This window comes from Arthrobacter sp. NPDC093125 (genome assembly GCF_044754225.1).
Lineage (GTDB): Bacteria > Actinomycetota > Actinomycetes > Actinomycetales > Micrococcaceae > Arthrobacter.
The window spans coordinates 711874-731004 of the sequence record NZ_JBIVOQ010000001.1 but is presented as its reverse complement, the minus strand read 5'-3'; the positions used below and the strand labels follow the sequence as shown (position 1 = coordinate 731004).

The 19131-nt window shown below is 65.2% G+C and carries 18 protein-coding genes; 9 read left to right on the top strand and 9 right to left on the bottom strand.

The window, feature by feature from the left end:
• Positions 1-165: 165 nt before the first annotated feature.
• The 5 genes from ACIP9X_RS03395 to ACIP9X_RS03375 all read left to right on the top strand — a co-directional run bounded on the left by ACIP9X_RS03395 (position 166) and on the right by ACIP9X_RS03375 (position 4990).
• Positions 166-1032, top strand: coding sequence for an ABC transporter substrate-binding protein (locus ACIP9X_RS03395; protein ID WP_400478301.1), 867 nt, complete (start codon positions 166-168; stop codon positions 1030-1032).
• 87 nt (positions 1033-1119) lie between these two features.
• Positions 1120-1908: an amino acid ABC transporter permease gene (locus ACIP9X_RS03390; protein ID WP_400478300.1), complete on the top strand. Its 789-nt coding sequence runs from the start codon at positions 1120-1122 to the stop codon at positions 1906-1908.
• Complete coding sequence (locus ACIP9X_RS03385; RefSeq protein ID WP_400478299.1) at positions 1905-2702, top strand: amino acid ABC transporter ATP-binding protein; 798 nt, start codon at positions 1905-1907, stop codon at positions 2700-2702. The genes ACIP9X_RS03390 and ACIP9X_RS03385 overlap by 4 nt, the downstream gene beginning before the upstream one ends.
• On the top strand, positions 2702-3742 hold the full coding sequence (locus ACIP9X_RS03380; protein ID WP_400478298.1) for a Gfo/Idh/MocA family oxidoreductase: 1041 nt from the start codon (positions 2702-2704) through the stop codon (positions 3740-3742). The genes ACIP9X_RS03385 and ACIP9X_RS03380 overlap by 1 nt, the downstream gene beginning before the upstream one ends.
• Positions 3743-3871: 129 nt before the next feature.
• Complete coding sequence (locus ACIP9X_RS03375) at positions 3872-4990, top strand: NAD(P)/FAD-dependent oxidoreductase (protein ID WP_400478297.1); 1119 nt, start codon at positions 3872-3874, stop codon at positions 4988-4990.
• A 642-nt stretch (positions 4991-5632) separates the two neighbouring features.
• Here the strand turns inward: ACIP9X_RS03375 and ACIP9X_RS03370 are convergent.
• Entirely contained in the window at positions 5633-5857 is a 225-nt protein-coding gene (locus ACIP9X_RS03370; RefSeq protein WP_400478531.1) for a universal stress protein, read from the bottom strand.
• A 193-nt stretch (positions 5858-6050) separates the two neighbouring features.
• Between ACIP9X_RS03370 and ACIP9X_RS03365 the strand changes: the two genes are divergently transcribed.
• Together ACIP9X_RS03365 and ACIP9X_RS03360 are read left to right on the top strand one after the other, a co-directional pair.
• Positions 6051-6764, top strand: coding sequence for an ABC transporter substrate-binding protein (locus tag ACIP9X_RS03365; RefSeq protein WP_400478296.1), 714 nt, complete (start codon positions 6051-6053; stop codon positions 6762-6764).
• A complete protein-coding gene (locus ACIP9X_RS03360; RefSeq protein ID WP_400478295.1) occupies positions 6737-7012 on the top strand; it encodes a hypothetical protein in 276 nt (91 codons plus the stop codon). The genes ACIP9X_RS03365 and ACIP9X_RS03360 overlap by 28 nt, the downstream gene beginning before the upstream one ends.
• Before the next feature lie 1040 nt (positions 7013-8052).
• Here the strand turns inward: ACIP9X_RS03360 and ACIP9X_RS03355 are convergent.
• From ACIP9X_RS03355 to ACIP9X_RS03320, 8 genes are all read right to left on the bottom strand, one after another.
• Entirely contained in the window at positions 8053-9516 is a 1464-nt protein-coding gene (locus tag ACIP9X_RS03355) for an MFS transporter (protein ID WP_400478294.1), read from the bottom strand.
• 128 nt (positions 9517-9644) lie between these two features.
• The gene (locus tag ACIP9X_RS03350) at positions 9645-11297 is read right to left on the bottom strand and encodes a tripartite tricarboxylate transporter permease (RefSeq protein ID WP_400478293.1); all 1653 of its coding nucleotides are present in this window, start codon (positions 11295-11297) and stop codon (positions 9645-9647) included.
• A 13-nt stretch (positions 11298-11310) separates the two neighbouring features.
• Positions 11311-11823, bottom strand: a complete 513-nt coding sequence (locus tag ACIP9X_RS03345; RefSeq protein ID WP_400478292.1) for a tripartite tricarboxylate transporter TctB family protein — start codon at positions 11821-11823, stop codon at positions 11311-11313.
• Between the two features lie 56 nt (positions 11824-11879).
• Positions 11880-12848 carry a tripartite tricarboxylate transporter substrate binding protein gene (locus ACIP9X_RS03340; RefSeq protein WP_400478291.1) on the bottom strand — a complete coding sequence of 323 codons (969 nt, stop codon included), beginning with the start codon at positions 12846-12848 and terminating at the stop codon, positions 11880-11882.
• Between the two features lie 107 nt (positions 12849-12955).
• A complete protein-coding gene (locus ACIP9X_RS03335) occupies positions 12956-13855 on the bottom strand; it encodes an SDR family NAD(P)-dependent oxidoreductase (RefSeq protein WP_400478290.1) in 900 nt (299 codons plus the stop codon).
• Entirely contained in the window at positions 13852-14622 is a 771-nt protein-coding gene (locus ACIP9X_RS03330) for an SDR family NAD(P)-dependent oxidoreductase (protein ID WP_400478289.1), read from the bottom strand. The genes ACIP9X_RS03335 and ACIP9X_RS03330 overlap by 4 nt, the downstream gene beginning before the upstream one ends.
• 80 nt (positions 14623-14702) lie before the next feature.
• A complete protein-coding gene (locus tag ACIP9X_RS03325) occupies positions 14703-16229 on the bottom strand; it encodes a flavin-containing monooxygenase (protein WP_400478288.1) in 1527 nt (508 codons plus the stop codon).
• 40 nt (positions 16230-16269) lie between these two features.
• Positions 16270-17112 (bottom strand): alpha/beta fold hydrolase, encoded by an 843-nt coding sequence (locus tag ACIP9X_RS03320; RefSeq protein WP_400478287.1) that lies wholly within the window; start codon positions 17110-17112, stop codon positions 16270-16272.
• A gap of 164 nt (positions 17113-17276) precedes the next feature.
• Here ACIP9X_RS03320 and ACIP9X_RS03315 point away from each other — a divergent pair, with 164 nt between their 5' ends.
• Together ACIP9X_RS03315 and ACIP9X_RS03310 are read left to right on the top strand one after the other, a co-directional pair.
• Positions 17277-18398: an alcohol dehydrogenase catalytic domain-containing protein gene (locus ACIP9X_RS03315; RefSeq protein ID WP_400478286.1), complete on the top strand. Its 1122-nt coding sequence runs from the start codon at positions 17277-17279 to the stop codon at positions 18396-18398.
• Positions 18399-18475: 77 nt separating this feature from the next.
• Positions 18476-19129, top strand: a complete 654-nt coding sequence (locus ACIP9X_RS03310; RefSeq protein ID WP_400478285.1) for a TetR/AcrR family transcriptional regulator — start codon at positions 18476-18478, stop codon at positions 19127-19129.
• Positions 19130-19131 lie beyond the last annotated feature (2 nt).

Below are 19131 nucleotides of genomic sequence, written 5' to 3'. Positions count from 1 at the left end.
GGAGGGCTGTTGACGCGGCTTGTGAGTTCCGCTACATTTCTAGCAATCGATGTGAGTCCGGTCTCAATCGTAGGGACTGAGACCGGACTCAGCAAGAGCTTCATCGACCAAATCCTTCGGGCGGCCCTGACAGCACCGCCTTCCCTCCCACGATTGGACAATGCTGTGATCAAACTGAACTTCCGCCCGGCAGCTGTAGCTGCGGCAGCCCTGGCGGCGATCCTCGCCCTCTCCGGCTGCGGCGGGTCGTCCTCCGCCACTTCCAGCCCGGCCGAGAACCCGTACGGACTGATCGAACCGGGCACCATCCGCGTGGCAAGCCTGGGCGACTCCAAGCCGTACACCTTCACGGACGCGCAGGGTAACTTCACCGGCTTCGACGTCGAACTGTTCAAGGACGTGGCCCACCGCGCCGGCGTGGACAATGTTGTCTTCACCGGCCAGGACTTCTCGGGCCTGCTCGCCGCCGTCGCCAACGGCCAGTTCGACGTCGGCGTGGCCGCCATTGGCATTACGGACAAGCGCAAGGAAACCGTGGACTTTTCCGACGGCTACCTCGCCGGGTACCTGACGGTCATCACCACCAAGACCTCGGGCATCAAGGACGAGAACGGCCTCTCGGGCAAGCGGCTTGGCGTGGTCCAGGGGACCCTGCAGGAAGCCTATGCGGTCAAGAACTTCACCTCCGCCAACCTGGTCCGCTTCCCGGATAACAACACCGCCGTTGCCGCCGTCAACAGCGGATCAGTGGATGCTCACTTCCTGGACTACGAGGCCGCCAAGGCCTACCAGGAGCAGTACGGCCTGGTCAGCGCCGCGGACATCCCGTCCTTCGACGCCCCCGCAGGCTTCGCCATTGCCAAGGACAAGCCCGCCCTCAAGGAGGCGCTGAACAAGGGCCTGGCCGCGGCCATGGAGGACGGCACCTGGAAGAAGCTCTACCAGAAGTGGTTCCCGGGCTCCCCGATGCCGGAGCAGTACCTGCCCAAGGCAGAGCAGAAGGCAACCCCGGCTCCGACGGCAAGCAAGTAAGCCGGACCGATCCATCACCGGACCGGGCGGGCCGCACGCCGCGGCCCGCCCGGGAACTTCCAAACAACCAACGTCTGAGAGCAACTTATGGACTGGCTCAACATCATCAGCCGCACCTTCTTCGACATCGACGCGATGGTCGCAGTGCTGCCCCAGCTCCTCGGGGTCGGCCTCCTGAACACCCTGATCATCTCCATCGCAGCTACCATCATCGGCGTGGTGCTGGGCATGGTGGTGGCGGTCATGGGCATCGCCCGGTCACGGTGGCTGCGGATCCCCGCACGCATCTACACCGACCTCTTCCGCGGCCTGCCCGCCATCCTTACCATCCTGCTGATCGGCCAGGGCTTCGCCCGGTTCAGCCAGTCCGTCTTCGGACCCTCCCCGTACCCGCTGGGCATCATCGCCCTGAGCCTGATCGCCAGCGCCTACATCGGCGAAATCTTCCGCGCCGGCATCCTCAGCGTGGACAAGGGCCAGGGCGAGGCCTGCCGGGCCCTGGGCATGAGTTACGCCAAGTCCATGGCGCTCGTGGTGGTGCCGCAGGGCATCCGGCGCGTCCTGCCCGCCCTGGTGAACCAGTTCATCGCCATCGTCAAGGACTCCTCGTTGGTCTACTTCCTGGGCCTGCTGGTCAGCGAACGCGAACTCTTCCGCGTGGGACAGGACGCCGCGGTGGACACCGGAAACCTCTCCCCGCTGGTCATGGCCGGCATCTTCTACCTGATCATCACCGTGCCCCTGACCCACCTGGTCAACTACTTCGATGAGAAGTTCCGCACCGGCCGCCGCCGCCCCACCGCGCCCACGTCCGGCCTGAAGGAAGTCAACGAACTCGACGCGGCATCGCCGCTCACCACCGGGAGCAACACATGAGCCTCGCCAGCAGCAGCACGAGCAAGAGCAGCAGCGCCAGCAAGTCAGCCGCCGACATCGAAACCTTTCATGGCTCCAGCCTGGAACTGCGGAACCTGACGATGGCGTACGGCGACATCGAGGTGCTCCGCAACGTCAGCCTCACCGTGGCCCCGGGAACCACCACCTGCATCATCGGGCCGTCCGGCTCGGGCAAGTCCACCCTGCTGCGCGGCGTCAACAGGCTGCACGAACCCAAAAGCGGCGACGTCCTGCTCGCGGGCGAAAGCGCCCTGAAGGTCAAGCCGGACACCCTGCGCCGCCGCATCGGTATGGTATTCCAGCACTTCAACCTCTTCCCGGACCACACCGCCCTGGAAAACGTCGCCCTGGCCCTCTGGAGCGTGAAGGGCATGCCCAGGGCCGAGGCCATGGAACGTGCCCGCCGCCGGCTCGCCGAAGTTGGCCTGGCCGAACGTGCCGACCACCGCCCCCGGGACCTCTCCGGCGGCCAGCAGCAGCGCGTGGCCATCGCCCGGGCCCTGGCCATGGAGCCCGAAGTGATGCTCTTCGACGAAGCCACCAGCGCCCTGGACCCCGAACTGGTCAAGGGCGTGCTGAACCTCATGGCCGGACTCGGCAGCCGCGGCATGACCATGCTCGTGGTCACCCACGAGATGGGCTTCGCCCGCAAGGTCGCCGACCAGGTGGTCTTCATGGACGAAGGTGAAGTCGTGGAGTCCGGCACCCCCGCCGAACTGTTCGACAACCCCCGCAGCGAACGCCTGCAGCGCTTCCTTTCGGAGGTGCTGTGATGCGGCCGGTTACAGCGGCACCCGTCCGGACCGCCGTCGTCGGCTTTGGGATCTCCGGAAAGGTCTTCCACGCGCCGCTGATTGCCGCGGACCCCAAGTACTCACTGGACGTGATTGTGACGGCGGACCCGGCACGGGCCGCCGAGGCGGCCCGGCTCTATCCGCAGGCGCGGATCGTCCCGACGCCGGATGCGCTGTTTGCACTCGCCGGGGACCTCGACCTGGTCATCCTCGGCACCCCGCCGCACACGCACTTCGACCTCGCGGCCACGGCCATTGCGCACGGCCTGCACATCGTGGTGGACAAGCCCTTCGTGCCGACGTCGGCGCAGGGGGAGGAGCTGATCGCTCTGGCGGCCGACGGCGGAGTGCAGCTCACGGTGTTCCAGAACCGCCGGTGGGACGCCGACTTCCTGACGCTGCAGAAGCTGCTGCGGGACGGTGCCGTTGGCGAGGTGCGCACTTTTGAATCCCGGTTTGAATGGTGGCGGCCCGAGGGCTTCGGGAACTGGCGCGACAGCGTCTCCCTCGCGGAGGGCGGCGGGATCCTGCACGACCTCGGCGCGCACCTGATCGACCAGGCCGTCCAGCTGTTCGGCCCGGTGGAAAAGAGCTACGGGGAGACGGCCAACTACGGCCACCCTGAGGGCGCCGACACCGAGGCATTCGTGTCCCTGCTCCACGAATCGGGTGTCCGGTCCCGCCTGTGGATGAACGGGATGGCGGCCCAGGTGGGCCCGCGCTTCCACGTCCTGGGCTCGGAGGCCGGCTACACGAAGTGGGGACTGGACGGCCAGGAACCCGCGCTGGCTGCCGGGATGACGCCGTCGGATCCTGCCTACGGCGTTGACCCCCAGGAGTCTTGGGGGCTTCTGGGAGTCGACGGTGCCGCAGCACCCGTCCCCGCCGAGCGGGGCGCCTACCCCGAGTTCTATGCGCAGCTCGCCGCCGCCCTGCGGGGAGAGGGATCCCTTCCCGTCGACCCGGCAGACCCGCTCGAGGTCCTCAGGGTCATCGAAGGCATCCACGCCCTGGCGTAGCGGCCCCGCACACCTCCCGAGCCCGTGCCATCCGGCGGCGCAGCCGCCCCCATATCCCGGACGCGCCCTCGTTCCTCGAACGCGTGCGTCCCCATCAATCGTGTCCAAACTCCACAGAAAGGGAGAACCATGTCCTCCACCGCCAGCAAGCACGTCGCCGTCATCGGCGGCGGCATCCTGGGTGTTTCCACCGCCGTCCACCTGCTCCGCGAAGGCGCGTCCGTAACGCTGCTCACCGAGCGCGGCCTGGCCAGCGAGGCCACCGGACGCTCGCTCTCCTGGCTCAACTCCGCCGGCGAACGGTCCACACCGTACCACCAGCTCCGCCTTGCCGGCGTGGACCGGTACCGCACCCTTTTCGCCGCCGACCCCAGCCGGGAGTGGCTGCAGTTCGGCGGCGGCCTGATGTGGAACGCCGCCGGGGAGCGGGCCGTCACGGAGGCGCGCCACGCCTACGAGAAGTCGGTGGGCTACGACTCCAAGCTGCTGGCCCCCGAAAACATCGCCTCGGTAACGTCGGGAATCGACTCCGGCGCTGTCCCCGAGAACGCCATCTTCAACCCCGGCGAGGGCTGGGTGAGCCTGCCGGACCTCGTGGAATTCCTCATGGAGGAGTTCCACGAGCGCGGTGGCCGGCTCGTTCTGGATGCCGGCAAGGCGTCGGTAGTGGTCGACGGCGGCCGGGCAGTCGGCGTCGAGACCGCGGAGGGGGAGACGTACGACGCCGATGCGGTGCTGGTGGCGTGCGGGGCGGCGACTCCCGCCGTCGTCGCTCCCCTCGGCGTCGAGATCCCCAACGGTTCCCCGGTGTCCATGCTGGTGGTGACCAAGCCTGTGGAGCACGACGTCCGGGCCGTGATGAACACGCCGCGGGCAGCTGTGCGCCCCAACCCCGGCAGCACCTTTGCACTGGACCACGACTGGTACGAGGAGCAGATCACTGAACACGCGGACGGATCCTTCAGCATTCCGGATGAGGTGGTCCAGGAACTCGCCGATGAAGCGTCGAAGCTCATCGAGGGCAACCCGGAACTCAAGCCGGCGAGCTGGAAGATCGGCTACAAGCCGATCCCAGGTGACGGCGCACCAGTGCTCGGCGAACTGGGCCAGGTGCCGGGCTGCTTCGTGGCCTTCACCCACTCGGGGGCGACGCTCGGCCTGATCACCGGGGAACTGCTCGCGGGCGAGATCCTGACCGGCGAGAAGCACCCGATGCTGGCCACCTTCCGTCCGGCACGGTTCTCCTGAATAACCTCTAGCCGGTCGACGGTTCCTCCCGTCGCGGCTCCCCGGAGGGCTGTTGCTGGGCAGCCCTCCGGGGAGTTCGTCGCGCCCCCGGTGGTGGGTCGGGGAATCGAAGTCCTCCACGGCGTCGTGATCATGGTTGAGGAGTACCTGAGGACGCGACTGTGGTTGCCGGCGACGACTTGCTGTCAGCGCCGGAAAAGAGAATGGGCAGGCGCTCCCGCATGACGCCGATGAAGAGGGCGCCGCTGCCCTGGCGCAGGTCGCGCTGCGCTGCACGGGGGACTGTCTGTGGTGCGAGGCCTTGCCCGGCGGGAACGGCATCTGGGAACCCTCGGCGCTTCGTGAGGAGCGCTTTCCGTGCTTCATTCCCTGCGGGTGGGCTTGTGCACGGGCAGTTGAGGGTGGCGCTGGTGCCGCCTCCACTCCTCGGACCTGGAGGTGTCAGATTGAGCTCTAGACTTCCGCCGAGGGGTGTCAGGAAACACGAATCGATACTTTATCCTGACGCTTTCGCGGCCACGTCCTGACGTCAGGTTGGGGTGTGCTTCAGGCCGACATCCGGGTTGGTTGATCATGTGTATAAGTAACCGCCACCCGCTGGAACTGCGGGTGGCGGTTCCGTTGGAGGCACAACGCCTGGAGCTATGCCGTAGACGGGTTCTGGCGCTTGGTCTTGGGTCCCTTCCAGAGATGGTGTGTACGGGGGCTGCCCTCGGCGTGCACCTCACTATCCGAACGCACCACGAGCACGGGGCAGTCAGCGTGGGAAACGCAGGCCGAGCTTACGGACCCAAGATGCATGCCCAGGAAGCCTCCGTGACCACGCCGCCCAACCACCAGCAACGAGGCGCCGGCGCCGGCTTCCACTAGTTTGTCCCGTGCCGGGCCACGGATCAGTTCCTGGCTGAGATTCCTGGGTACGTCCGTCCCGAAGGCCTTGGCAACGGTATCGGCCAAAACCTTCTTTTCAGCGCTTCAGCCGCGTCGATCACGTCGAAGTCAGGGCACGTGGTCACGGCGTGCGCTTGAACTGACCCGCGACGGCGGGCGGCAGCTTGCCGTGCCCGCCGCGTCCTGGCAGCAGGTCCTGTACTACCGCAAAGACCTGTTCAGGCAGGCGGGTCTGGCGGCGCCCACAACCTATGCCGCGATCAGGGCGGCCGCGAAAAAGCTGCACACCCCCCAGTTGGCGGGCTTCGTCGCGGCCAGCAAAGCTGGGCAGCCCTTTACCCAGCAGTCTTTTGAGCACATTGCCCACGGGAACGGCTGTGAACTGGTCAGTGCGCGGGGCGTGATTACCTTTGACAGCCCGCAATGCGTCGGCGCCCTGAGCTTCTACGGCGACATGCTCAGGAACTACTCCCTCCCCGGCGTTCAGGACATCGGTACCGTCCGGAGCGCCTACTTTGCAGGCAAGGCGGCGATGGCCGTTTGGCCTACCTTCATGCTCGATGAACTGGCGGGGCTGCGGAACGACGCCAAGCCCGGCTGCCCCAAATGCGAGCACGATCCAGGCTTCCTGGTCCGGAACACGGGCGTGGTCGCGGGCATCCAGGGCGAGAGCGGCACCCGGCCGGCGCATTTTGGAGAGATCAGCTCCTGGACGGTCACCAGCGATTCGGACACCGACTGGGCACAACAGTTCGTGGAGTACATCCTGAGCGCCGGCTACACGGACTGGCTGTCCGTTGCCCCGGAGGAACGCATTCCGGTCGTACCGGCACAACTGCCAGGCCGACGGAATATATGGACGCATGGCAAGGCATGCGTGTAGGCGTCAGCAAACAGGAGCCGCTGGGCAAGTTCTACTCACCCGAAGTTCTCTCGGTGCTGCTCGACGGCGTCAACGGCCTCAGTCACTGGGGCATTCTCCAGGGCCGCGGCGATCTGGCCGGCGCCGCGATGGCTGAACTGCCCATCGCGCAGGCCGTTGGCGAGGTCACTGCCGGGACAGCCGAACCCCGTACAGCCGCCGCCAAGGCAGCCCGCACCCTCCGCTCCATCCTGCGCTCCTTGTCATGACCGGCCCCGGACAGGCTCCTCGCCACCGGGATTGCCGGCGAGCGGGGAGGACTGAACAAGGGTCACCTCGTCCCGGTCAAAGAACTTGGTAAACTCTCCAATCCGCCACCATCCAGGACCTCACCGGGCAGCGGGGGGTTTGGCCCGGCAATGGCCGCTGGTACGGGCTACTGCACTACGCAGTTGATCCACCCCACGTGCGCTGATTGCAATGCAAACTCCCCTATTTACCAGTGCTTTTACAACGCGATAACCTGCCTTTCGTCAGCCAGACTGGGCCGTGTTCAGTCAGCTCTGCTGCGCCCTGGAGCAGCAAAGGGATGGGCAGTGGCGGCACTGTCTGCTTGAGCTCGACTATCACGGCCAACAGCGCTGGTGGAGGCAGTGGCTTCCCGCGCCCCCAGGCTTGAATACCGCCTCTCCTTGCCCGACGCTTAGTTGCCTGAACCGCACACCATCACCACCCGCTCATCGTCTCATCACTTAGCGCACGTCGAAACGGTGCTGAGCCGAGCCCCGGCGAGCCTACACGTCGCGGTCCACACTGGTGCGCCCCAGACGCGGGCTCCTTTCTTATGTGGGCCGCGGCTCCTGTTCCGCGGCAAGAACTGCGAGGTCGTGGATGAGCTGTTGCACCTCGCGTTCACGGCCTTGAGGGGGCAACGTTCGCGGCGCCCGAACCGCTGCGCGCGCTGGAGCAGGAACGGGAGACGAGTCCGTGGAAATAGGTCTTGTCCATAAATGGATCATGGAGAATCACTCGTGTCATTCGTTTCCCCCGCGGCGTCGCTGTCCTTGAAACTATTCAACAGCGGACGTGAGCTCATCTTCCAGCCCCGCCTCATGCAGCGTCACAGGAAACATGCCCGGCCCCGCAAATAAGAGCTGGAGGAGTAGGGAGTGCCCGCTTCGGGGTTCCGGGCCAGGGAGTCCACAGTGCACCAGCAGTAGCGGACACCCGCCCATTCAGCTTGGCGTAATATCCGCTATCGGAGTCTGCGGAGTTACAAAACTGTATCGAGCAGAGCATGACGTCCCGCTCAGGTTGCCGGTGCTGTTTCCCTGATCCCCTGATCTTGGGCCGGGTTACCGACGGATGCGGGCCGTGGTCGGGGCAGAAGGCTGGCCAGTAGGGCAGCGGCCAGGGCAGCGGTGCCAGCGACCCAGTAGATGTGTTCAAAGGCCTGGAAGGATGGGTACTTTGTTCCGTTGACCGTCAGGGTGGATGAGGCCAACAGCACGGCTACCGCGGCGCTTCCGACGGTGGTTCCGATAACCCGCAGCACGGTGTTCAGTCCGTTGGCAGCGGCGGTGACCGTGACGGGAACGGATCCCATAATGAGGATCGGCATGGCGGCATAGGCAATGGCGTTGCCGACGCCGATGACAGCGGCTCCAAGCATCACCATCCAGAGTTCTTCGGTCAGGAACAGGCGGCCGACGTAACCGGCGGCAGAGACGAGGGAACCGATGATGAGGGCAGTCTTGGCACCGTAACGGCGGCTGCTCAGGGCGGATACGGGAGTGAAGATCACCATGGCCAGGCCGGTGGGCACCATGCAGAGGCCGGCGGCCATCACGCTCAGCCCGAAGCCGTACCCGGCCGTGGCGGGCATTTGCAGTTGCTGAGTGGTGGAGAGCAGGTTGGAGTACATCGAGTAGCCGACGAGGACCGCAACCAGGTTCGTGATGAGCACGGGTTTCCGGGCGGAGGTTCGCAGGTCCAGCATTGGCTGGCTGATTTTCAGTTCGAGCGGGACCCAGAGCGCCAGGCCAATGACCGCGGCGGCGGCCGTTGTCAGGGTTGGTGCACTGGTCCAGCCCCAGGTGCCGCCCTTGGACAATACGAGAAGTACTGCGGTCAAAGTAATGGACAACAGAATGGCGCCTCCGTAGTCGAACCTGCCGGGAGTGCGGACACAGGATGCTGGCACCACCAGGGGCAACACCGCGGTCAGGACGATGCCGGCCGCGGCGGAACTCCAGAAAATTGACTGCCAGCCGAGGAACTCGTACAGCACGCCGGCCAGCGGAAGTCCCAGCGCGCTCCCGAAACCCAGGGTGGCGCTGATCATCGCGACGGCCGGTGCCAGCTTCGTGGCGGGGATCTCTTCCCGCAGGACGCTGATGCCTACGGGGATGAGGGCTGCGGCGAATCCTTGGAGCGAGCGGCCGGTGATCATGGTCGCAAAGCTGAGATCGAGTGCGGCCAATGCCGAGCCGATGGACATCATGGCCAGGCAGACGAGCATGATGCGGCGTTTGCCGAACATGTCTGCCAGACGGGTGAGTACCGGGGTGGCGACGGCGCTGGCCAGGAGCGTGGAGGTGAGGATCCAGGAGGCGTCCTCGGCGGAGATGCCGAGCAGGCGCGGCAGGTCGGGAAGCAAGGGAACGACGGTGGCCTGCTGGAGGGTGACGGTTGTCCCGCACAGGCACAGTACCGGGACAAGGAGTCTGCTGGCGGTGCCGTGCTTCGATGCTCTGCCTCTGGTGCGAACCATTCTCTTTGACCGCCCTTCTCGTGTGTAAACGCTTCTGTGCCGCTGACTCCGGCGTAAGGGGAATCAGCGGCACAGGGAGCCGTGGAGCTGCCGTGTCCAGGGGCTTCCGGATGAGGAGCAGGGTCCTGTCAGTGGGCGGCTGGGCTGTGTTGCTTTCCTGCCGGTAGGGGTGCCGGCCTCTCTTCACTCGCTATCGCTGACTCGGTGAGGAAGGCTGAGGGGCCATCGCTGTCGGGGCCGTGCGTATTCTGCAGGTTTGCGTCTTCCACCACCGGTGCTGCCGGGGACGCTTTGGGCCCGGCGAAGCGGCGTCGGAACCCGGTGATGGCCTTCATGGCGATGACGGCCAGGATCAGGCCGAAGATGATCGCGGCTGCCGGATCAGTGACGAAGATGTTGAGGCTGCCGCCGGAAATCAGCATGGACTGGCGGAAGGACTTTTCCAGGATGGGTCCGAGGACGAAGGCCAGCACCAGCGGGCCGGGGTCGAAGCCGGTCTTGGACATGATCCAGCCCAGAACGCCGAAGGCAAGCACAACCCACATGTCAAAGGAGCTGTTGTTGATCGAGTAGACGCCGATCAGCACGATCAGCAGGGAGAATGCGACCAGGATGCCCTGACGTACGCGCAGCATCTGGATGAAGATGCCCACGAGCGGAATGTTGAGGATCAGCAGCATCAGGTTGCCGATGTACATCGAAGCGATGACGCCCCAGAAGAGTCCGGAGTGGTCGGTCATCAGCTGCGGGCCGGGGGTGATTCCATGCATGAGCAGGGCACCGAAAATCATGGCCAGCACGACGTTGGAGGGGATGCCGAGCACCAGCAGCGGAATGAACGCGGTGGTCGAGGAGGCGTTGTTGGCCGTTTCCGGTCCTGCAACGCCTTCAATGGCGCCCTTGCCGAAGCGGCTGGGGTCCTTGGCGCGGCGCTTCTCCATGGCGTAGGAGGCCAGGGAGGAGATGACACCGCCGCCGCCGGGGAGGATGCCGATAAAGAAGCCGAGAACCGAGCCGCGGCCGATGGCCCCCGCCGAGTCCTTCATGTCCCTGCGGGAGGGCCAGATGTTTTTGATCTTGGTTTTGATGATCTGGGCTTTTTCGGTCTGCTCCAGGGAACGCAGCAGTTCGCCGACACCGAACAGGCCCATCGCCACGGCCACGAAATCCAGGCCGCTCAGCAGCGGTGCCTGACCGAACGTGAAGCGTGCCGACCCGTTGACGGGATCCTGCCCGACAGTGGACAGCAGCAGGCCGACGGCGGCCATGCTTACGCTCTTGATGGTGGATCCGGTGCCCAGGGACGTGACCAGGAAGAGGCCCAGGACCATGAGGGCAACAAAGCCGGCCGGGCCCATTGACAGGGCGATCTTGCCCAGCGCCGGGGCCAGGAATGTCAGTCCGATAATGGCGACGGTGCCGCCGATGAAGGAGCCTATGGCGGAGATGCCCAGCGCCGCGCCGGCGCGGCCCTTCTTGGTCATCTGGTATCCGTCGAAGGTTGTTACCACCGAGGCGGCTTCGCCGGGCAGGCGCAGCAGCACGGAGGTGATGGTGCCCCCGTACATCGAGCCGTAGTAGATGCCGGCCAGCATGATGATCGAGGCGGTCGGGTCCATCGTGTACGTGACGGGCAGCAGCAGGGCGATTGTTGCGGTGGGCCCGAGACCGGGCAGGACGCCGATGGCGGTTCCGACCACCACCCCGATCAGGACGAACAGCAGGTTCATCGGGTCTAAGGCGACCGAGAAACCTTCACCGAGGTTGCTCAGGATATCCATTTCAGAGTCCGTTCTAGACGAAGGCGCCGAGCGCAAGGTCGGCGGGGAAGGGAACGCCGAGGAGTCGGTCGAAGATGACGTACAGCGCTGCCGGGCCTGCCACGGCGAACACCAGTGTCCAGCGCCATGACTCCCTTCCGAAGACGCGCAGCCACAGCAAGAGCATCAACACGGCCGGTATGAAGAAGCCGATCAGTTCGAACAGCACGACGAACGCGCCGAGGCTGGCGACTCCGGTTGCCACCGACAGGCTCCTGCGGCTCCAGGCCTCCAGCGGCTCATCTCCGGGCCGCACGATGAGTGCGGCTGCGCTGAGGATGATGGCCATGGAGATGATGAAAGGCCAGAGGCCTGGGGCGGGGTGGTGCAGGGTGCCCAGCTTCAACTGCCATGAACCGGCCGCTGCGCCAAGGCCCAGGGCGAGCAGGATAAGCGGAGCGATTCTGCGCCGCAAGCGCCGAGCGCCGGTGCGCGGCCTTTCCCGATCCCGGATTTCGGCGACAGCTTCCACGGGAGAAGAAACCATAGGGGCTTACCCTTCTTCATGCCGGCCGTGGCGGCCGGCGGTTGACTCGACTGGTGTTACTTGGCCAGGAGTGGCTCGTAACGGGTGCGCATTTCGCTGAAGACCTGCTGGGTCGCTGCCGCGTCCGAGAAGCTGTTCGGCACGAAACGGTCACCGATTTGGGAGATGACCTCCGCGTCCTTGCTGCAGGTTTCGATGCCGCTTTCGAGCTTGTCCGACACGTCCTGGGGAAGGCCCTTGGGTGCGAAGAGGCCGTAGACCGAGGTCGTCTTGACGTCGTAGCCGGCCTCCTTGGTGGTGGGAACCTTGGGGAAGGCCTCGGATCGGGCTTCGCCGGCGGCAGCCAGCGGGACGATGGACCCGTCTTTCACCTGGGCCTCAACATCGACGTAGTCGTTGACGAATCCGGCGTCGATGTGGCCGCCCAGCAGGTTGGTGATGAGTTCGGCGCTGCCGGAGGTGGGAACCATGGAGAACTCAATGCCGCTCTCCTTCTGCAGGCGTTTGAGTTCGGTGGCCAGCGAGCTGGTCGCTCCGGGAACACCGATGGAGATCTTTCCCGGGTTGGCCTTCGCGGCATCGAAGAGCTCCTGCAGGCTCTTGTACGGGGAGTCCTTTGGCACTGTGAAGAGTGTGGGGATCTCTGCCATGGTGCCCAGGGCTTGGAAATCGTCCTGGGAGTAGGCCAGGTCGTTGCTCATCGGGTTCAGGACCAGGGGCCCGTTGGTGCTGAGACCCACGGTGTATCCGTCCGGCTTGGCGTTGGCCAGCTTCTGCATGGCCACGGCACCGGCGCCGCTGTCAAGGTTCTCCACCACGAAGGTGCCACCCAGCAGCTTTCCCAGGCAGGCGCCGTAGGCGCGGGCCGTGGTGTCTGACGGACCGCCGGCGGCGTACGGCATGACGAACGTGACGGACTTGGTCGGGTAGCCTTCGGATGCTTTGGAAGCACCCGAGCAGGCGGTAACGGTAAGGGAAAGGCCGGCGACAGCGACGGCAGCGGAGAACAGGCGAGTCTTGTTCAAGGTAACCTCTGATGGTTTTGTCGGAAGTTGAGAGTTCACTCCGTAAGGAGTGCCCTCTCAGTAATACAGGATTGTGACCGGCGGCACAACTGCCTCCGGCATATGGTTTATTCGTTTGGCGGTGCGGCTTCGAGGCGGGGAACGCTCAGCGCCGCCCGGGGTTTCATGAAGGCGTCCCATACGGGCCCGGTCGACAGCCACCGCAGTGGGTCCATCAGGGCCAGGCTGCGCGGCACGAAGACCTTGCGGCGCCGTGCAGCCATTGCCGCCACCAGCAGTTCGGCACACGTGTCGGTGCTGGACACCACGCTGAAGGGCCATGGCAGGGAACGGCTTTCTCCTGCCCGGGTAGCGGCGCCGGAGATCATTCCAGTACTGACCCATGCCGGGTGTGCGACGCCAACGTCCACGCCCTTATGGGCCAGCTCCAGCCGCAGCGCCCCACCGAAAGCCTCCACACCGGCCTTTGATGCGGCATAGGCGTTGGCGCGCGGTACATTCTTTAGCGCGGCGGCCGAACTCATCAGCAGGTAGTAGCCCCGGTTTCTGGTGACCTCGTCCAGGGTGGCCTTGACAGTCCTGATGACCCCGCCAAGATTGATGTCCACGATCCGCAGCAAGTCATCGGTGCGGGAAGCAGAAACGGTCGAAGCGCTGCCGACGCCGGCGCAGGCAAAGACAATATCCAGCCGGCCGAAGCGTTCCACTGTCCGCTGCGCTGCGAACTGCAGGGACAAGTGGTCTGTCACGTCCGCTGCCGTGGCCAGATGGGAGCCGCCCAGCCGGGAGACGAACTGATCGAGGGCGGGCTGGTCACGGTCAACGAGCGACACGTAGGCTCCTGCTGCTGCCAGCCGCTGTGCCGTGGCGGCGGCGATACCTCCGGCGCCGCCTGTGATCAGGACGACCTTGCCGCGGAGCCTGTCACGCGCTGGCGATCGCTCCGCCCCTCTCCGACCAGCTCCTCTCAGGCCCACTATGGCGAGGGTCGAGGATCGGACTTTCATCCCATGTACGACCCGCCGTTGACGTCCACGGTGACGCCCGTGACGAAGCCGTTTTCGACGGCGGCCAGGTATTGGACGGCCTGGGCGACGTCATCGGCGAGGCCAAGCCGGCCCACTGGGATGCGGCTGAGATAGTTCCGGTTGACCTCTTCAGAGACGCCTGAAGCCATGCCGGCGTCGATACGTCCCGGGGCCACGGCGTTGACGGTGATGCCGAACGGTGCCAATTCCCGGGCGAATGAGCGCGTCAGGCCCAGCAGCCCTGTTTTGGTCGCAGCATAGTGGACACCGCCGAGCCTGCCGCCGTCTCGTCCTGCCAGCGAGGACATGTTGACGATCCTGCTGGAGCCGGTCCTTTTCATGTGCGGTGCCAGCGCCTGAATACCGAGGAACGGACCTGTGAGGTTCACTGAGAGTACGGCCGCCCACTCGTCCAGGGGGATTTCGTCACCAGGGATTTTCTGCCCGTCCCGCTTCGGGGAGATACCGGCGTTGTTGACCAGAACCGCCGATGTTTCCGGGGTGGCCTCCACCGCCTCGGCGATCCGCTTCCAGTCCCGGGGCTCGGTGACGTCACAAAGCATAGTTTTCAGGGAGCCACCCTGCGGATCCAGGTCCGTGCGGAGGTCGGCCAGGGCGGAGCCCGATGCATCCACGGCGATGACCCGGTCTCCGCTGGCCAGGAATGACTCCACGATTCTGCGGCCGATCCCACCGGCTGCACCGGTAACGACGGCTGTTCGGTATTGCTGTTCGTTCGTGCTCATGCTTTCTCCATTCTGCGTTGAACGGGGGGGCTGCCTGTCCTCAGGCAGCTTGGCCTCAGGCAGCCTTCCAACGGTGGCCGTTAAAGCACCCCGGCGAGGACCGGTTTGCCGGCTTCAACCGGGGATCCGGTCAGATACGGTTCGGGGTCGAAGGGTGCATTGACCTGGCGGAAGGTATAGGCCGGTTCCGGCCACAGGGTGGTCAGCCGTCCGTTGCGGTGGTCCACGTACCAGCTGCTGCAGCCGCCTTCGAGCCATACCGTGCCTTGGGCGAGCTGGTCCACGGTGTCCATGAACGCATCCTCTGCCTCCCCGCTCACCTCCAGCGCAGGCACCCCGGCCTCATCGCGGAAGTCCACCGCGGCCATGATGTAGTCGATCTGGGCCTCGGCGATGTAGACAGCGGAGTTATGGCCAAGCCCGGTATTGGGACCGTTGATGATCCACAGGTTCGGGAAACCGTGCACGGCCGTGGTGGCGTACGCCTGCATGCCGTTCGCCCAGCGTTCACTAAGCGGCTGGCCGTGGCGGCCGAAGATGCGGTAGGCGATGGGCAGGTCTGTGGCTTCGAAACCGGTGCAGGCGATGAGGACGTCCAGTTCATGGCTGCCGCCGTCCCTGTCGAGGACGCGGTTGCCTTCCACGCGCAGGATGCCGCCGGTTTCGAGATGGACGTGGTCCTGGGCGAACGTGGGATAGTAATCGCTCGACTTCAGGACCCGCTTGCAGCCGAATGTGTAGTCGGGGGTCAGCTTCCGGCGCAGTTCCGGGTCCTCAATCTGCCGGTGCAGATGGTCAAGGGCAACCTGGGCTGCGGCGGAGACCAGCGTCGGGGTGCCGCGGCGTTGGGCGTAGCGCTCCTCGTTGGACCAGAACATCTCTTCGCGCAGTTCCTGCATCGCCTCGGGCATCTTGCGGAAGAGACCCTTTTCCTCCTCCGTGTAGGCCCGGTCGGGGCGAGGAGTCACGTAGGGGGCGGAGCGCTGGAAGACGACGACTTCGCCGGCGACCTTCGCCACTTCGGGCAGCACCTGAATGGCGGTGGCTCCGGAACCGATGATCCCGACTCGCTTGCCCGTCAGATCAATCTCGTCTTTCCACTGTGCCGAGTGGAACAGGTGGCCGGAGAAGCCGCTGAGGCCCTCAATGTCGGGCAGCTTCGGCTCGGACAGGTGCCCGACGGCGGTTACCAGGGTTCTGGCGGTGAAGTCGCCCTTGGGGGTGGTGACGTTCCACAGCGCGGCTGCCTCGTCCCACCGGGCAGCGGTTACTTCGGCGCCGAACACGATCCGCTCAAGGAGATTCTCGTCCCGGGCCACGCTGCGCAGGTAGTCCAGAATCTCCTGCTGGGGGGCGAACATTCGGGACCACTCCGGGTTGGGGCGGAAGGAAAACGAGTACAGGTGGGAGGGCACGTCGCAGGCGGCGCCGGGATAGTGATTATCACGCCAGGTGCCTCCCACGTCCTCCGCCCGTTCAAGAATGATGAATGAGCGTTTTCCTTCGCGGGCCAGCTTCGCGCCCATGCCAAGGCCACCGAAACCGGTACCGACGATGATGACATCCACCGGTGCTTCGACTGCGGGATGCCGCGGGGTACTGTTCACTATTCCTCCAATGTGTCTTGTGTGTGCTGGTTCCGACTTGCTAGACAAAGATTGGTTCCTGAACCTCACCGGCAGGGGTAGCGGCAGGATCCGTCACGAACTCGTTGATGAGCTGGAAGAGCTGGGCCGGGCGCTCATACGGGATTGCATGTCCGCTGTCGATAACGGCGTACCGGGCGTTGGGAAGCCCTCCGAAGAGGAGCCGGGTCTGCCGGGCCGGCACCATCTGGTCATGCGCGCCGGCGATGACCAGGGAGGGGGCGGTGATGGCTGCGAGTCTGCCGCTCAGGTCGGCGACGGCGTTGAGGCGCATCTGCTCGGCGATCCCTTCCGGGAAGGTTCGGGCGTCAACCAGGGCCTGGATGTCTGCCTCGGTGCGGCCGGCCAGGAAGGGGTGGCCATAGGCCGTCCAGGTGGCAAATTCGCGCAGGAGGTCCTGATCGGAGTCGAAGAGCCGCTTCCAGATCCGGTTGCGAAGCCTTTGCTGGGTGTCGGCCCTGACCCACCCGGCCACCAGAGTCAGGCTGGCCACGCTTTCCGGGTGCGAAGCGGCCAGGTCAGCCGCGACCAGTGCGCCCAGCGAGTAACCGACCACATGGACCGGCCGCACCGGAGCCTGCTGGTCAATGACGCCGGCGACCTGCTCAGTCAATGACCCGAGGGTCAGTTCCCCGTCGGGGGTCTGGAGGTCAACGGCGAGGACCCGGTACCGGGCGGCGAGCATCGGAAACAGCGTCCGGAAGTGGGTCTTCGCGCTTCCGCCTGTTCCGTGAACCAGGACAATCGTGTCCCGCGCGTCCTCCGGTGCAAGCGTGTCATGGAAGGGAACCGACAGGGCCCCCACGTGGGCGAGACCCTCGTTTGCATCTGGATGAATCTTCAAATTCCAATCCCTTCGGGTTTGACTGGCCGGTGTTGAGAACGAGGAGGAATCCGCTCGGCTGGAGGTGCGGGCAGTAGCCCGATATTGAAAGTGCACTCCGTGCGGATTAGACTCTCATAAAAGCACACGAGTGATACGAAGCACAATCCCCTGGAAAGGGTCCCATGAGAATCTCCGGCGCGGTCCTCGAGACCATCGGCTCCCCCCGTCCCTATGCCCAGTCCCGGCCGTTGGCTGTTGCGGAGCTGGACCTCGCCGACCCAGGACCGCAGGAAGTCCTGATCAAGATGGAGGCTGCGAGCCTCTGCCACTCCGACCTCTCTGTCGTCAACGGTGACCGCCCCCGCCCGCTGCCCATGCTGCTGGGCCACGAGGCTGCCGGAACGGTCGTCGCCGCCGGCACCGAGGTCAAGGACCTCGAGCCGGGCCAGCGGGTGGTCACGGTATTCCTGCCGCGCTGCGAGGAGTGCACCAGCTGCCGTACCGGCGGCAAGCTTCCCTGCAGCGTGGGAACAGAATCCAACGGGGCGGGAAAACTGCCGGGGGGTGCCACCCGCCTTACCCGCAACGGCCAGCCTGTCCTTCACCACCTCGGCGTTTCCGGGTTCGCGACTCACGCCGTGCTGAACCGGCGCTCGGTCGTTCCGGTCGGCAGCGACATACCGCCAGCGGTCGCCGCGCTTCTTGGCTGTGCTGTGCTGACTGGCGGCGGTGCCGTCATCAACGCCGGCAAGCCCAAAGAGGGACAGGACATCATGATTGTCGGTCTCGGAGGAGTCGGCATGGCGGCGCTGCTGACGGCTGCCGCTGTTTCCTCAGCCTGGCCTGAACCCGCCCGGATCATTGGGATCGACGCGAACCCGGGCAAGCTGACCGCGGCGCGCGAACTGGGAGCCACCGAGACGTACTCTCCCGGCCTGGCGGAGGAACTGGGCATCCGTGCCCACCTCGTCATCGAGGCAGCGGGCCACCCGAAGGCCTTCGAAACCGCAGTACGGTCAACTGCGCCCGGGGGCACCACAGTGACAGTCGGACTGCCCGCTCCTGGAGCCGTGTCATCAATCGAACCCTTGGCGATTACAGCAGAAGCGCGGACCATCATCGGTTCCTACCTCGGCTCCGCAGTGCCCGCCCGCGACATCCCGGCCTACGCACAGATGTGGCGCGAAGGACGGCTGCCGGTCGAAAAGCTGGCCTCCTCCGTGATCACCCTGGACGGGATTAACGAAGCGATGGACGAACTTGCCGATGGGAACGCCATTCGCCAGATCGTGATGTTCAATTGAAACAGGAGCCCGGCGGGCTGCGAATGGCCACCCGGTACCCAACCGCTGACAGGGGCGTTAGTAAAGGAATGAAAACGATGACTTCGGAGGCCACGACCTCTGGCGCCCCCGTCGGGCTGCGGGAGAAGGCGCGAATCGAGCGCTACCGGAACATCCGCGCCGCAGCCGAGCAGCTCTTCAACGAGCGGGGCTACGAGCAAACGACGACCAAGGAAGTGGCCGAACTCGCCGGGGTTGGGGAAGCAACGCTCTTCCGCTACGTCAGTAACAAGCACGAGCTGCTCCTTCTGGTTATCGGCGAACGCATGGACATGACGCTGCAGGCCATTGAGGACGCCGACAAGGAAGTGGCTGCCGGCACCTCCACCGCCCGGGATTACGTCGAGCGGATCTACGGTATCTTCCGGGCGCGGGCCAAGTTCTACGCACTCGATCCGGAGAACGTCACCAGCTACCTGCACTACGGGTTCAAGGCCGGAAGCCAGCTCGGAGCGCAAAGCATCGCCCAGGGCGACAGGATCATCGCTCTGACAGCATCCATCCTGGACAGCGCAAGGGAAGCCGGACACCTGACCGCCGACGTCGACTCCCGGACAGTTGCGCAGAACTGCAATGGAACCTACATCCACGAGGTCCTGCGCACCCCGGCCCGGGGATTCCGGCCAGAGGACCTCTGGGAGAAACTCCTCGAGCGCCTGCGCGTACAGATCGAGCCACTCTTCCGGCTCTAAAA